At 68.2% G+C, this 14,337-nt stretch carries 11 protein-coding genes; 5 read left to right on the top strand and 6 right to left on the bottom strand.

Annotated elements, in window-relative coordinates; translation table 11 throughout:
• Positions 1 to 64: 64 nt before the first annotated feature.
• The 5 genes from tkt to QMX82_RS18690 form a co-directional block, all read right to left on the bottom strand.
• A complete protein-coding gene (tkt, locus tag QMX82_RS18710; protein ID WP_282286368.1) occupies positions 65 to 2,062 on the bottom strand; it encodes a transketolase in 1,998 nt (665 codons plus the stop codon).
• A gap of 83 nt (positions 2,063 to 2,145) precedes the next feature.
• A complete protein-coding gene (locus QMX82_RS18705) occupies positions 2,146 to 2,745 on the bottom strand; it encodes a PqiC family protein (RefSeq protein WP_208693112.1) in 600 nt (199 codons plus the stop codon).
• Positions 2,742 to 4,388 (bottom strand): PqiB family protein, encoded by a 1,647-nt coding sequence (locus QMX82_RS18700; protein ID WP_282286365.1) that lies wholly within the window; start codon positions 4,386 to 4,388, stop codon positions 2,742 to 2,744. Before QMX82_RS18700 ends, QMX82_RS18705 begins: the two co-directional genes overlap by 4 nt.
• On the bottom strand, positions 4,372 to 5,013 hold the full coding sequence (locus tag QMX82_RS18695) for a paraquat-inducible protein A (RefSeq protein ID WP_442969400.1): 642 nt from the start codon (positions 5,011 to 5,013) through the stop codon (positions 4,372 to 4,374). The genes QMX82_RS18700 and QMX82_RS18695 overlap by 17 nt, the downstream gene beginning before the upstream one ends.
• Positions 5,010 to 5,651 carry a paraquat-inducible protein A gene (locus tag QMX82_RS18690; protein WP_208693114.1) on the bottom strand — a complete coding sequence of 214 codons (642 nt, stop codon included), beginning with the start codon at positions 5,649 to 5,651 and terminating at the stop codon, positions 5,010 to 5,012. Before QMX82_RS18690 ends, QMX82_RS18695 begins: the two co-directional genes overlap by 4 nt.
• Before the next feature lie 213 nt (positions 5,652 to 5,864).
• Between QMX82_RS18690 and QMX82_RS18685 the strand changes: the two genes are divergently transcribed.
• The 5 genes from QMX82_RS18685 (at position 5,865) to QMX82_RS18665 (ending at position 12,481) form a co-directional block, all read left to right on the top strand.
• On the top strand, positions 5,865 to 6,863 hold the full coding sequence (locus QMX82_RS18685; RefSeq protein WP_133860510.1) for an ArsR/SmtB family transcription factor: 999 nt from the start codon (positions 5,865 to 5,867) through the stop codon (positions 6,861 to 6,863).
• A gap of 116 nt (positions 6,864 to 6,979) precedes the next feature.
• Positions 6,980 to 8,170, top strand: coding sequence for a methionine adenosyltransferase (gene metK, locus QMX82_RS18680; RefSeq protein ID WP_064307819.1), 1,191 nt, complete (start codon positions 6,980 to 6,982; stop codon positions 8,168 to 8,170).
• 170 nt (positions 8,171 to 8,340) lie between these two features.
• Positions 8,341 to 8,970: a phosphatase PAP2 family protein gene (locus QMX82_RS18675; protein WP_282286355.1), complete on the top strand. Its 630-nt coding sequence runs from the start codon at positions 8,341 to 8,343 to the stop codon at positions 8,968 to 8,970.
• Positions 8,971 to 9,120: 150 nt separating this feature from the next.
• On the top strand, positions 9,121 to 10,170 hold the full coding sequence (locus QMX82_RS18670) for a polyamine ABC transporter substrate-binding protein (protein WP_208693116.1): 1,050 nt from the start codon (positions 9,121 to 9,123) through the stop codon (positions 10,168 to 10,170).
• Entirely contained in the window at positions 10,157 to 12,481 is a 2,325-nt protein-coding gene (locus QMX82_RS18665) for a putative bifunctional diguanylate cyclase/phosphodiesterase (RefSeq protein WP_282286350.1), read from the top strand. The genes QMX82_RS18670 and QMX82_RS18665 overlap by 14 nt, the downstream gene beginning before the upstream one ends.
• Positions 12,482 to 12,532: 51 nt before the next feature.
• On the opposite strand, the gene QMX82_RS18660 is transcribed toward QMX82_RS18665, so the two are convergent.
• The coding region (locus tag QMX82_RS18660; RefSeq protein WP_282286348.1) for an autotransporter domain-containing SGNH/GDSL hydrolase family protein at positions 12,533 to 14,337 on the bottom strand (1,805 nt) is incomplete at its 5' end.

Raw genomic sequence — 14,337 nt, 5'->3', positions numbered from 1 at the left:
TGCCGAATCCCGCGCACAAAAAAGCCACGCCCAGGCGTGGCTTTTCGGATTACCGCAGCAGGACTCAGTCTTCCAGCAACTCGCCGGCCACCGCCAGGACATTGTCCAGGGTGAAGCCGAAGTGCTCGAACAGCGCCGCCGCCGGAGCGGATTCGCCGTAGGTATGCATGCCGATGATACGACCGTCGAGACCGACGTACTTGTACCAGAAGTCGGCGATGCCGGCCTCGATGGCAATGCGCGCGCCGACTTCCACCGGCAGGACCTGCTGGCGGTATTCGGGGCTCTGGCGGTCGAAGACGCTGGTGCTGGGCATGGAGACCACGCGCACCTGGCGCCCATCGGCGGTCAGGCGATCATAGGCCTGCACCGCCAGGCCCACTTCGGAGCCGGTGGCGATGAGGATCAGCTCGGGTTCGCCGTTGCAATCCTTGAGCACGTAGCCACCGCGCGCGGCGTTGCCCAGGGTGGCGGCGTCACGCACGCTGTGGGCCAGGTTCTGGCGCGAGAAGATCAGCGCGCTGGGACCGTCGCGACGCTCCAGGGCCGAGGTCCAGGCGATGGCGGATTCCACCGCGTCGGCCGGCCGCCAGGTGTCCAGGTTGGGGGTGTAGCGCAGCGAGGCCAGCTGCTCCACCGGCTGGTGGGTGGGGCCGTCTTCGCCGAGACCGATGGAGTCGTGGGTGAAGACATAGAGCACCCGCTGCTTCATCAGCGCCGACATGCGCACCGCGTTGCGGGCGTATTCCATGAACATCAGGAAGGTGGCGCCGTAGGGCACCAGGCCGCCGTGCAGGGCAACGCCGTTCATGATGGCGCTCATGCCGAATTCACGCACGCCGTAGTGGACATAGTTGCCGCTGGCGTCTTCGGCGGTGACGCCCTGGGCGCCCTTCCACAGGGTCAGGTTGGAGCCGGCCAGGTCGGCGGAACCGCCGAGCAGTTCGGGCAGCAACGGACCAAAGAACTGCAGGGCGTTCTGGCTGGCCTTGCGGCTGGCGATGGTCTCGCCCTTGCTGGCGACGTCCTGGATGAAGGCGGCGGCGCGCTCGGCGAAGTCGGCGGGCAGGTCTCCGGCCATGCGGCGCTTGAATTCGGCCGCCAGCTGCGGATGGGCCTGGGCATAGGCGGCGAACCGCTCGTTCCACTCGGCCTCGGCGGCGGCGCCGCGCTCCCGGGCGCTCCACTCGGCATAGATGTCGGCGGGAATCTCGAAGGGCGCATGGGCCCAGCCGAGCAGGTCACGGGCGGCCTGGATCTCGTCGTTGCCCAGCGGCGCGCCGTGGCACTCTTCCTTGCCCTGCTTGTGCGGCGCGCCGTAGCCAATCACGGTCTTGCAGCAGATCAGGGTGGGCTTGTCGCTCTTGCGCGCGGTATCCAGGGCGGTCTGGATCTCGTCGGCGTCATGGCCGTCGACGTTGCGGATCACCTGCCAGCCGTAGCTTTCGAAGCGCTTGGGGGTGTCATCGGTGAACCAGCCTTCGACCTCGCCATCGATGGAGATGCCGTTGTCGTCGTAGAAGGCGATCAGCTTGGACAGGCCCAGGGTGCCGGCCAGGGAGCAGACCTCGTGGGAGATGCCTTCCATCATGCAGCCATCGCCGAGGAAGGCGTAGGTGTGATGGTCGACGATCCGGTGGCCGTCACGGTTGAACTGGGCGGCCATGACCTTTTCCGCCAGGGCGAAGCCCACGGCGTTGGCAATGCCCTGACCCAGGGGGCCGGTGGTGGTCTCGATACCCGGGGCGTAGCCGTATTCGGGATGGCCCGGGGTCTTGCTGTGCAGCTGCCGGAAATTCTTCAGGTCGTCGATGGACAGGTCGTAGCCGGACAGGTGCAGCAGCGAATAGATGAGCATGGAGCCGTGGCCGTTGGACAGCACGAAGCGGTCGCGATCGGCCCACTGGGGATTGCCAGGGTTGTGCTTGAGCTGATCGTGCCAGAGCACCTCGGCGATGTCGGCCATGCCCATGGGGGCGCCGGGGTGGCCACTGTTGGCCTTTTGCACGGCATCCATGCTGAGGGCGCGGATGGCGTTGGCTCGATCACGACGGCTGGGCATTGCGGTGTCTCCTGGCAGAGGCAGAGCGAAGGGGCCGTTATTCTGGCCCAGCCAGGGCACTTCCAGCAATCGGCGCGGTCGCCTCAGCCCGCCGGGCAGACCGTAGCGCCGTCGACCACGAAGGCGCGCGCCACCGGTTCGATGCGCCTGGCCAGGGTCGCCAGGGCCTGGCGGTGCGCCGCCACGACCTCGGCATAGGAGCCGCCGGCGGGCTGGCTGATCCGGCTGCCACAGGTGAGCACCCGCTCTCCGCCCGGTTCGGCCAGGCGCAGGGTCCAGAGCGCATCCTGCTGGACGCCACGCCCGGGCTGCGAATCGAAGCGCTGCAGATCCACCTTGATGCGCAGCACCGGGGCGCCGCTGCCGCGCGGGGCATCGCCCAGGTCCAGGGTGCCGAGGTCCCGGGACAGGTCGGCGGACAGGGCGCTGCGCACCTCGTCGGCCAGGGGCGCGATCCAGCGCTCGTTTTCCAGCAGGGCGATACCGTCGCCCTGGCGGACCACCAGTTGCGGCTGATCCACCTGCGGCGGGACCGAGACACCTTGCAGGGCGAAGCGGAAATTTGCGGTGCGCGCCTGGGCCGCGGGTTCCGCGGCGCTGGTCAGGGTGTGGTAGTTGAGCGGCGCCTTGGACGAACAGGCGGCCAGCAGCAGGGGCAGAGCCAGGCAGGTCAGGCGCTTCATTGCAGTTTTCCTTTGGCGGGATCGCGGGAGCCCGGCTCGAACTTGGGCGGCGGATCGGTCACCAGACCGCGGATCAGGGATTCCGGATGGCGGCCGAGGTAGTCGCCGAACACGCGCAGGGAACGTGCCATGCGCTGCATCTCTTCGAGGGTCTGGGTCAGATTCTGCTGCACCGGCGAATCGGCGCCCAGGCTCTGGCTGGCGCTGCCGGTGAGCTGCTGCACGCCCATCAGGGTGGTGGTCAGTTGCGGCAGGACCCCGGCGTTGAGCTGCTTGAGGGTGCCGCCGAGCTGGGCCAGGCTGGTGTCGAGATTCTTGCCGATGGAATCGAAGGGGATCTTGTCGATCTTGTTGACGATGCCGGCCATCTGCTCCTGCAGGCGATCGAAGCTGCCGGTGACGGTGGGGATCGACAGCGGCTTGGCCTGGGGATCGAAGGCGACCTTGGGCGCATTGGGCACGAAGTCGACGGAAATGTAGAGCTGGCCGGTCAGCAGGTTGCCGGTGCGGGCCTGGGCGCGCAGGCCACGGGCCACCCAGCCGGCGAACAGCTTGCCGTCGCGGTCCTTGGTCTCGATGCGCTTGCCGACGTCACCCAGCCGCTGGGGATAGATGACCGCGCCGACGATCAGCGAGAAGCGATCCTGGCTGTCCTCGTAGTCGGGGGTCAGGGACACCACCCGGCCGACGTTCATGCCGAGGAATTCCACCGGCGCTCCGGTCGACAGCCCGCGCAGCGACTGCTGGAATCTCATCCGCACATAGAAGGGCTCGCCATCCGGCGGGGCCAGGGCGCTGGTCTGGTCGTCGAACAGGGTGAAACTCTGGTCTTCCTGGGCCTCCTGGGGATCCTTCGGCCATTCGGGGGTGACGAAGGCGATGCCGCCCGCCACCACCGTGGCCAGCGACTGGGTATTGAGCTTGAGCCCGGAGGCGCTGAGCGAGACATCGACCCCGCTGGCGTTCCAGAAGCGGCTGTTGGCGGTGACGAAGCGGTCGTAGGGCGAATCAATGAAGACCTGGGCGCTGACGCCCTTGCCATCCGGATTGAGATGGAAGGACACCACCCGGCCGACCTGGATGCGCCGGTAATAGACCGGCGAGCCGACGTCCAGCGAGCCGATGTCGTCGGCGGTGACGATGAATCTCTTGCCCGAGGCCCCATGGATCAGCGCCGGCGGCTGCTCCAGACCGCGGAAGTCGCGATGGGATTCGCTGGAATCGCCGATGTCGGCGCCGATGAAGGCGCCCGACACCAGGGTGTCGACCCCCGAGACGCCATTGACGCCGAAGCGCGGGCGCACCACCCAGAAGCGCGCGTCCTTGGTGGCGAAGCCCTCGGCGGACTTTTCCAGCTCGATGGTGGTGATCACCCGGTTGCGATCCGGCGCCAGCTGAATTTCACTGACGGTGCCGATCACCACGTTCTTGTACTTGACCTGGGTCTTGCCGGCTTCCAGGCCCTCGGCGGTGAGAAAGGTCACCGTGATGGTCGGACCGCGCGAGGCCCAGCTGTGGATCACCATGGACAGCCCGATCAGGGCCGCCACGATGGGCACCAGCCAGATCAGCGATACGCTCCAGCGACTGCGGCGTACCTCGGGGGTAGGCGCCAGGGCGTCGGGTTCATGCCTGTCCGTCATCGTTCACCTCTGCATCCCAGATCAAGCGGGGATCGAAACTCATCGCGGCGAGCATCGTCAGCACCACCACGAAACCAAAGAACACGATACCCAGGCGCGGCGCCGCCGAACTCAGGGCACCGAAGTGCACCAGCGCCGAGACCAGGGCCACCACGATCACGTCGAGCATCGACCAGTAGCCGATCAGCTCGACGAAGCGATAGAGCCGGGCACGCTGGGCGCTGGCCCAGTCGCTGCGGCGCTGGCAGGTCACCAGCAGGGTGCCGAGCACCAGAAACTTGATGGAGGGCACCGCCACGCTGGCGATGAAGATCACCAGGGCGACGCCCCAGGAGCCGTTCTCCCAGAATTCGATCACCCCTTCGAGGATGGTGCTTTCCGTGCCGCGGCCCAGGGTACCGGTGAACATCACCGGCAGGGTATTGGCCGGGATATAGAGAATCAGCGCGGCAAGCAGATAGGCCCAGGTCTTGGCATAGACGTTCGGCTTGCGCCGGTGCAGCGCCGAGCCGCAGCGCGGGCAGCCGGCCTTGTGCCGGCGCGGCGCGCTGCAGACCTTGCCGCAGACGTGGCAGAGGCACAGGCCGAGTTCGTCGGCGCGTGGCGGCAGCTGGGGCGCGGTCACGGCTCACGCTCCCCGACGGCGTCCCACAGCGGGTGCAGGTCGCGCTTGGCGATGATCAGCAGGACCAACATCAGCCCGACCATGCCGAACAGCCCCAGACCCACCACCACGTGCAGCAGCCCGGCGAGCTTGATCACCGCCACCAGGGCGCCGAGCACGAAGACCTCGATCATGCTCCAGGGCCGCAGGTAGTGCAGGGTGACCATGGCCGTGGCGAAGCCGGGCGCGCGGCGGCCGAGCTGGGCGAAGCCGAGCACCCAGAGCAGCAGGACGATCTGCAGCAGCGGCACCACGAACAGGGTCATGGCCACCACCAGCGCCATGGGGCCGGCGAAGCCGCGACTCATGGCGACCACCGACTCCAGCAGGGTCGCCTCGCTGTGCAGGCCGCGAAAGCTGAGTTGCAGGATCGGCCCGACATTGGCGATCACGAACAGTACCGCCGCGGCGATCGCCAGCGCCAGCAGACCCTGGATATCCAGCCGGCTGGCGCGATAGAGCAAGGCGCCACAGCGCAGACAGTGCGCCCGCTCGCCCGCCGCGAGGGGTTCGAGGCGATGCACCGAATCGCAGTGCTCGCAGATCACCAGGCGCGTGCCGGCAGCGGGCGCGGAAGGGGATGGTGGCTGGACGGACATGGGTTACCCGGTGACGCTCCTGGAAGGGGGCTGCAGGTTGGACGCGCGAGGCTCGCGGTCGTTACCGCAACGCCGCGAAGACCGCTGAGCAAAAGGCCCCGGCATCTTACCTTCCTCGACGAAGGTATGCGCGGCCAGCCGCTGCGGACAAGTATCAAAACTTTTTGATGCTTTTCTTGCGAGGCCCGGGACGGGTCTCTAGACTAGCGCCCCATGAATCCCCTACGCGTGCCGGCGCTCGGCCAGGAACCAGGAGACACCCTCGCCGCCCTGTGCAAGGCCGGTGGTGATCCCCTGCGCCTGAACGTCCTGCGCGCCCTGCACAGCGCCTCCTTCGGCGTGCTGGAACTGGCGCAGATCTTCGCCACCGGCCAGTCCGGCATCAGCCACCACCTCAAGGTGCTGGCCCAGGCGCAGCTGGTGGCCACCCGCCGCGAGGGCAATGCCATCTTCTATCGCCGCGCCCTGCCGCGTCCCGGCAGCCTGGGAGGCGCCCTGCACGCCGCCCTGCTCGAAGAGGTGGACAGCCTGGCCCTGCCCGGCGCCGTACAGACGCGGATCGGCGAGGTGCATGCCCAGCGCGCGGCGGTGAGTCGCGACTTCTTCGCCCGGGTGGCGGAAAAATTCCAGGCCCAGCAGGACCTGATCGCCAGCCTGCCGCAGTATCGCGACGGCCTGCTCAGCCTGCTGGACGCCCTGGCCCTGGATCCGCGCGGCTGCGCCCTGGAGGTGGGCCCGGGCGACGGCGCCTTCCTGCCGGACCTGGCGCGGCGCTTCGCCCGGGTGGTGGCGGTGGACAACAGCCCGGCCATGCTCGAACTGGCGCGTCAGCGCTGCCAGCGCGACGGTCTCGCCCATGTCGAACTGCAACTGGCCGACGCCCTCGCCGAGCCGCTGCCCGCGGCCGACTGCGTGGTCCTCAACATGGTCCTGCACCATCTGGCCGCACCGGCGGAAGCCCTGCAGCAACTGGCCCGGCGCGTGGCGCCGGGTGGCAGCCTGGTGATCACCGACCTCTGCCCCCACGACCAGACCTGGGCACGCGCGGCCTGTGGCGATCTCTGGCTGGGCTTCGACCAGGACGAACTGGCGCGCTGGGCCCAGGCGGCCGGCCTGCAGGCGGGCGAGAGCCTCTACCTGGGCCTGCGCAACGGCTTTCAGATCCAGGTGCGCCAGTTCGCGCGCCCGGATCAGGGAAACACCCCGTCATGAGGCCAACTGGCCAGTGGCGGGCGGACCCGACGCTCAAGGGCGTCATGTCCAGCAAGGAAACTGCTGTCTCGACCGGCCTGCGGGCCCCTACCCCTTGGTAATTTAGGAACCATTCGATGAGCGAATATTCCCTGTTCACCTCCGAGTCCGTGTCCGAAGGCCATCCGGACAAGATCGCCGACCAGATCTCCGACGCCGTGCTCGACGCCATCATCACCCAGGACAAGCACGCCCGCGTGGCCTGCGAGACCCTGGTCAAGACCGGTGTGGCCATCGTCGCCGGTGAGGTGACCACCTCCGCCTGGGTCGACCTGGAGCAACTGGTGCGCGACGTCATCGTCGACATCGGCTACGACAGCTCGGACGTGGGCTTCGACGGCGCCACCTGCGGCATCGTCAACATCATCGGCAAGCAGTCGGTGGATATCGCCCAGGGCGTCGATCGCAGCAAGCCGGAAGACCAGGGCGCCGGAGACCAGGGCCTGATGTTCGGCTATGCCTGCAACGAGACCGATGTGCTGATGCCCGCGCCCATCACCTTCTCCCACCGCCTGGTGGAACGTCAGGCCGAGGCACGCAAGTCGGGCCTGCTGCCCTGGCTGCGTCCGGACGCCAAGTCCCAGGTGACCTGCCGCTACGAAGGCGGCAAGGTGGTCGGCATCGATGCCATCGTGCTGTCCACCCAGCACAATCCCGAGGTCAAGTACGCCGACCTGCGCGAAGCCGTGATGGAGCTGATCGTCAAGCACGTCATCCCCGCCGAGCTGCTGCACAAGGACACCCAGTTCCACATCAACCCGACCGGCCAGTTCATCATCGGCGGCCCGGTGGGCGACTGCGGTCTGACCGGCCGCAAGATCATCGTCGACAGCTACGGCGGCATGGCCCGTCACGGCGGTGGCGCCTTCTCCGGCAAGGACCCGTCCAAGGTCGACCGCAGCGCCGCCTACGCCGGTCGCTACGTGGCCAAGAACATCGTCGCCGCCGGCCTGGCCGATCGTTGCGAGATCCAGGTGTCCTACGCCATCGGCGTGGCCCAGCCCACCTCCATCTCGATCAACACCTTCGGCACCGCCAAGATCAGCGACGAGAAGATCGTGCAGCTGGTGCGCGAGCACTTCGACCTGCGCCCCTACGCCATCACCACCATGCTTGACCTGCTGCACCCGATGTACCAGGCCACCGCGGCCTATGGTCACTTCGGCCGCCACCCGCAGGAAGTCACCGTGGGCGACGACACCTTCACCACCTTCACCTGGGAACGCACCGACCGCGCCGCCGCCCTGCGCGCCGCCGCCGGTCTGTAACACGCCTCCCGGCAAACAGCCCCGCCACCTCTGGTGCCGGGGCTTTTTTCTGGGTCTGCACGCGGGATCCCAGCGCTTTCTTGCGCCAGTCCACAGCCTGGCACGCGCGATGCAACCTCTGGGCATCTGATGGTCAGAATGCCTCGTCTTCCCCAGGAGTCTGCTTATCCATGTGGCTGTTCATCACCAACTTCGGCGATTCTTCGGTGATGCTTCCCTGCGCCGTGCTGATCGCGCTCTGGCTGCTGGCCGGTCTGTCCGCGCGGTCGGCGCTGCTCTGGTTGCTGCTGTTTGGTGCCGCCGGCCTCAGCGTTGCCCTGTCGAAGATCGCCTTCTTCGGCTGGGGCCTGGGCATCCCTCGTCTGGACTTCACCGGCTTCAGCGGCCATTCCATGCTGGTCGGCAGCGTGCTGCCGGTCCTCGGCTGGCTGCTGGCCAGCCGGGCGCGGCCGTCGCTGCAGCTGAGTGCAGCCGCCCTTGGCGCGCTCTGCGCCCTGCTCATCGCCGTCTCGCGGGTGGTGCTGGGCTATCACTCGATCTCGGAAGTGGTGACCGGCCTGCCCATCGGCTACGCCGCCAGCGGCAGCCTGCTGTGGCTGCTGCGGGGCCAGGAGGTCAACCTCAGACCGCGCCAGGCCGCGCTGGGCGCCAGCCTGCTGCTGTTGCCCCTGTTGCTGCTGCATGGCACCAACGCCCCGACGCAACGGGTGCTGGAGCGGTTGGCGGTGAAATTCGCCGACGAGCAGAAGCCCTGGACCCGCGCCCATCAGCGCGCCGGGGTGGCACCACTGCAGAACTGAGGAAGGCTCGGCGCCTGCAATAGATGGCACCGTGGCTGGCGAATACCCAGCGGACTCCTAGACTGGCAGAAGCCCCAACGTTCCCGGGGTGAACGCCAGGGCCCTTCGGCCCCTCCTATCTAAGTCAGTCCTTGCCGCCGAGTCGTCCGCATGCGCTACTGCCTCGCCCTTGTCTGCAGCCTGGTGCTCACCGGGCTGCCCGCGTCACCCGTGGCGGCTGCCGAGTCCTTGCGGCTCTATACCTGGGAAGGCTACTTCGGCGACACCCTGCTGCAGCGCTGGGCCAAGGCCCATCTCCCCGTGCAGGAAATCCATTTCGACAGCAGTGACGTGCGCGACGCGACCCTGGCGCGCGGCGATGTCGATCTCGACCTGGTGGTGATCAACGAGGTCAGCGCCACCCGCCTCGGCCAGGACGGCCTGCTGACGCGCATCGATCCCCAGCGCCTGCCGCATCTGCGCGAGCTCGATCCGCGCTGGCGCCAGAGTTGCGGCGACTATGCCGTGCCCTACGTCTGGGGCACCCTGGGTCTGCTCTATCGCAGCGATCGCCTGGCCCAGGCGCCTTCTTCCTGGCAGCCGCTGCTGCAGCCGGAGCCGGCCCTGCACGGCCATATCGCCATGCTCGAAGACCACGACGATCTGCTGGTCGCCCCCCTGATCACCCTGGGCGCCGCCATCAACAGCGACGATCCCGAGCTGCTCCGACGCAGCTTCGCCCTGCTCAAGGCCCAGGCCCCGGCGGTGCTGACCTATCAGTACGTCGTCAGCGCCCTGCACAATCCAGCCTACAGCGATCGCATCGAGCTGGCCCTGGGCTACAGCGGCGACCAGCACCTGCTCAATGCCGCGACCCCCGGACAGCCCTGGCGCTTCGTCACGCCCCGCGAAGGCAGCCTGCTATGGGTGGACTGCGTGGCGCTGCTCAGCAGCTCCCGGCACCAGGCAGCCGCCTGGCGCTTCATCGATTTCCTCAACGAGCCGGGCAACGCCGTGCTGGCGACCGAGGAACTGCACCTGGCGACCCCCAATGCCGGCGCCCTGCGCCTGCTGCCGGCAGACCTGCGCCAGGATCCCAGCCTGTTCCCCCCCGACGACGTGCTCGCCCGCAGCCAGGTCTTTCGTGAAGGTCCGCCCGACACCTTCCAGACCCGGCAACGCATCGGCAGCGCTCTGGTAGGTCGCCATGACGCTCAATAGGCGCGCCCTGCTGCTGATCCTGCCAGTCGCCCTGCTCTGCAGCCTGACCCTGGTGGGGCTGGGCTACACGGTGCAGCGCGAGGCGGTGATCGGCCTCGAACGTTCGCGGCTCAACCACGACCTGGCGGCGCTGGAAACCACCTACCGCGAGTACGACCACTTCAGCCGCAACCTGCTCTATGCCCTGTCCAACAGCGCCGCCCTGGGCAATTTCCTGCGGCAGACCGAGGTGCCCTATCGCAACGAAGCCCTGGGTACCCAGCTGCAACTGGCGGTGCGCCAGCTGGCCGGCGACGATGCACCCAGCCACATCTCCCTGGCGATCGCCCGCCCCGATCTCAGCCTGGCCTACTACTACGAGCGCAGCGGCGATCCCTTCGCCCAGCTGAGCGGTGTCCAGCGCCAGTTGCTCGCACGCCTCGCGCGGGAGCCGAACGGTCCGCTGGAACGGCGCGACTATCTGCTCGACGAGCAGGGGCGTTCACTGCTGGTGGCGACCACCTCGCTGCTGCCGAGCACGGCCGGACCACCCCTGCCGGGGCAGCGCGGCCTGGCGATGACGCTGCAGCTGGCGGTCAGCCCGGACCGGATGGAGGCCCTGCGCCGCAGCCTCGAACAGAGCTATGGCGCCCCCCTGGAATTAAGCCGGACACCGCCCACCCGCACCCGCGATTTCAGTGCCATCGAGCGGCTGTCGCCTGATCTCTATGTACGCCTGACCCCGGACCCGGGACGCCTGGACAAGGAATTGCGCCGCCTGGCGATCGCCTACTTCAGCGGCGGCCTGCTGGTGACCCTGGCCTGCATCCTGGTGCTGATCGTGCTGATCCGCCGCTACATCACCCGCCCCATCGCCCGCCTGGACAGCCAGCTCACGGAGGTGCTTGAAGGCCAGCGCCAGGCGCTCGAAACCGGCGACGAACCCGGCGAGATCGGTCACCTGGGCGCCAACATGAAGCGCCTGCACGACAACAACCTGGCCATCCTGGCGCAATTGCGCACGGCCTTGCGCACCGACGTCCTCACCCAGATCGGCAACCGCCGCTATTTCCAGCTCATGGGCGAATCCTGGCTGGCGGGCAAGCCGGACGGTCGCCGTATCGCCCTGCTCTATTTCGGCCTGGACCATTTCAAGTCGGTGAACGACAGATTCAGCCACGAGGTGGGCGATGAACTGCTGCAGGCCGTGGCCCGGCAGACCCAGCACCTGCTCGAAGTCCATCAGGAGGACAACGAACTGGTGTTTACGCGCCTGGCGGGCGATGAATTCGCCATTCTGCTGCGCGGCCCGGCAGCGGCGACCGCGGCCCTCGCCCTGGGCCAGCAGCTGCAGCAGAGCTACGCCAACGGCGCCCTGGTCGGCGAGCGGCGCTATGCGGTGACCCTGAGCATCGGCCTGGCGACCCCCGAGGCGCCGCTGGATCTGGCCGACCTGCTGGCCCAGGCCGACCTGGCCCTGGAGCGGGCCAAGAACGAAGGCGGCAATCGCCTGGTGCATTTCACCCCGGAACTGGCCGCGCGCCAGCGCCGCCAGGATCTGCTGGACGAGCACCTGCGGCGAATGAATCCGGACGAGGAGTTTCACCTGGTCTACATGCCGGCGGTCGACAGTGCCGGCCAGGTACGCTCCGCCGAAACCCTGCTGCGCTGGAATTCGCCGCGCCTCGGCCCGGTGTCACCGGCGGAATTCATCCCCATCGCCGAACGCCAGGGACACTTCCGCTGGATCGACCGCTGGGTCGTGGACCAGGCCTGCCGCGAGTATCCCGCGCTGCAAGAGGTGCTGGGCAACGACCTGGTGCTGTCCGTCAACCTGTCGTCCGCGCAACTGGATCAGGCCGACATCGTGCCCTACCTGCGCGAGCGGGTGCGCCACCACGGCGTCGACCCGGCCCACCTGGAACTGGAATTCACCGAGACCTTCGCTGCCGAGTTGAACGAGCGCACCCTGGGGCTGTTGCACGAATTGCGCGCCGAGGGCTTTCGCGTGGCCATCGACGATTTCGGCGTGGGCTACACCTCCATCCAGCAGGTCACCGACTATCCCGCCGACACCATCAAGTTCGACCGGCTCATCGTCGAGCGGCTCAGCCAACCCGGCAACCAGGCCAGCCTGGTTGCGCTCATCGCCTTCTGCCACGCCCGCGATGCCCAGGTGATCGCCGAGGGCGTGGACACCGAACTCAAGCAGCTCTGCCTGCAACAGGCCGGGTGCGATCTCCTGCAGGGCTTTCTGGTGTGCCCGCCACGGCGCCTGGACGAATTGCGCGACTGGCAGCGCCAGCGGCTGGGCGATCCCAGCCGGGTCTAGCGGCAATGCCCACTGACATCACCGCAGTGGGCATTGCCCGGATCGCGGCGCTTAGAAGTCCAGCGACAGGCCCAGGCCCACGCCCTGCTGATGGGTATCGCCCGCACCGGCATAGCTGTAGCCGCCGCGCAGGGTCAGCTCCGGCGTCAGCCGCTGGACCACGCCCAGACTCAGGCGGGTGCGGTCGCTGTCGGGCTGGTAGCCGTCCAGGGTGTAGTCCAGACCCGGCACGCTGTTCAGGCGCATGGTCACATCGCGAGTGCCATCGGCGAATTCCCGCTCACGGCCCAGATCGGCGAACAGCGCCGTGGCCGGTGCGAGTTGCCAGCGGCCCTGCAGGCCCAGCCCCAGTCGCCGCGAGGTGCTCGACTGGTCGTCGAATTCCAGCGCCGTGGCGTCGTTGCCGCGCTCCCGATAGCCGTCCACCTGGACACGGGCATAGTCGGCGCTGAGATAGGGACTCAGGTGCCAGGGACTGCCGGCCGCTGCCAGGTCGTACCCCAGGCGCGCCGAGAGGGCGCGCAGATCGCCGTCGGTATCGCCCTGCTCGCTGCGGGTGGTCGGGCCAAGCGCGAAGCGCCGGCTCAGGTCGTCGTAGTCCAGCCGCCCACCGGTGGCGGTGAGATCGCCCCAGAGGCGCTCGCCCTGGTACTGGGCGAAGGCGCTGAGCAGATAGCTGTTGAGGCGATAGTCGGAATCGGCCGCACCGGGTTCCAGGTGTTGCCGCGCGACCCCGGCGGCGACACCGAGGCGCCATTCCTCGCTGAGTCGATAGCTGCCGCCCAGGTCCAGGCTGTAGCCGTTGCCATCGCCGCCGGCAGTGCTGCGCTGGTCGTCGACGTCCAGGCGCCGCGCGCTGGTATCCACATAGCCCTGCCAGCGCCCTACCGGCTGCCAGGCATGCCAGTCGCCCAGCCAGCGCTGGTGCAGGCCGTCCTGGTGCGCCCTGAGGGTGGACTGGGCCATCTCCGGCAGCAGGGTAACCTCCCAGGGTGCGGCCAGCAGCGAATAGGCGTAGTCGGCGATCAGCCGCTGGCCGGTGATGGTCGGGTGGACGCGGTCGTTGAACAGCAGCTGGCTGGGATCGGCCGCCGCCGCGCCCAGGCCATAGGTGGCATTACGGGTGCAGCTGTCGCCGCTGAAGCAGGTGCCGGTCAGATTCTGCCCGCTGGCCAGGCCATAGCGCCCCGGTTCGGCCACTACCTCGGCCAGCAGCTGGGGCACGTTGAGGCCGATGATCTCGGCATCGATGCCGGCCAGACGTGCCACCAGCGCCTGGTTGTAGACCCGGCTCAGGGCCGAGCTGGCCGCCTGTTGCGGCGAACCGGCCAGCGCTGGGGTCTGGCCGATGTCGGGCAGCAGCCAGACCACCATGTAGCGGGCGCCGGCCTGCTGCAGCGCAGCGACGCCGTCACCCAGGCGATTGGCCGCGGCCGCCGCGGTGGCCGGCGAGGTGACCAGCCCCTGGAGGAAGTCGTTACCCCCGCCGCTGATGTAGAACAGGGTGTTGGGATCCAGACTCAGTCCCTGGCTGGCAAGTCCGGGCAGGTAGCCGTCACGGCTGCGCAGGGTCAGGCCACCCACCGCCACCACCGAGCCGTTGCGAGCGGTGATGGAGTCGCGGATCTGCGCCGTGGTGTAGCCGCCCGTGGCCCAGTTGTCGCCATCGCTCAGGCCGATCCGCTGATTGATCAGCGAGGTGGAGGCGTCCAGGGTACGGACATCGAAGCCCAGTTGCTGGCCGAGCAGCATCGAGGACACCGGTCCGGTCACCGCGCCGCTGGCCGGGCTGTAGCCCGGCCCGACACGGGTGGTGAATCTGAGGCTGGCACCAATGAACCCCGTGTCGGGAAACA

It is taken from the genome of Pseudomonas sp. PS02302, from assembly GCF_029959585.1.
GTDB classification, from domain to species: domain Bacteria; phylum Pseudomonadota; class Gammaproteobacteria; order Pseudomonadales; family Pseudomonadaceae; genus Chryseomonas; species Chryseomonas aestiva.
This window is presented reverse-complemented; position numbering and strand designations above follow the sequence as displayed.

What these genes read in the sequence shown, in the direction of transcription:
- tkt (WP_282286368.1), bottom strand. Translation starts at nt 2,062, where the DNA reads ATGCCCAGCCGTCGTGATCGAGCCAACGCCATCCGCGCCCTCAGCATG.
- QMX82_RS18705 (WP_208693112.1), bottom strand. Translation starts at nt 2,745, where the DNA reads ATGAAGCGCCTGACCTGCCTGGCTCTGCCCCTGCTGCTGGCCGCCTGT.
- QMX82_RS18700 (WP_282286365.1), bottom strand. Translation starts at nt 4,388, where the DNA reads ATGACGGACAGGCATGAACCCGACGCCCTGGCGCCTACCCCCGAGGTA.
- QMX82_RS18690 (WP_208693114.1), bottom strand. Translation starts at nt 5,651, where the DNA reads ATGTCCGTCCAGCCACCATCCCCTTCCGCGCCCGCTGCCGGCACGCGC.
- QMX82_RS18685 (WP_133860510.1), top strand. Translation starts at nt 5,865, where the DNA reads ATGAATCCCCTACGCGTGCCGGCGCTCGGCCAGGAACCAGGAGACACC.
- metK (WP_064307819.1), top strand. Translation starts at nt 6,980, where the DNA reads ATGAGCGAATATTCCCTGTTCACCTCCGAGTCCGTGTCCGAAGGCCAT.
- QMX82_RS18675 (WP_282286355.1), top strand. Translation starts at nt 8,341, where the DNA reads ATGTGGCTGTTCATCACCAACTTCGGCGATTCTTCGGTGATGCTTCCC.
- QMX82_RS18670 (WP_208693116.1), top strand. Translation starts at nt 9,121, where the DNA reads ATGCGCTACTGCCTCGCCCTTGTCTGCAGCCTGGTGCTCACCGGGCTG.
- QMX82_RS18665 (WP_282286350.1), top strand. Translation starts at nt 10,157, where the DNA reads ATGACGCTCAATAGGCGCGCCCTGCTGCTGATCCTGCCAGTCGCCCTG.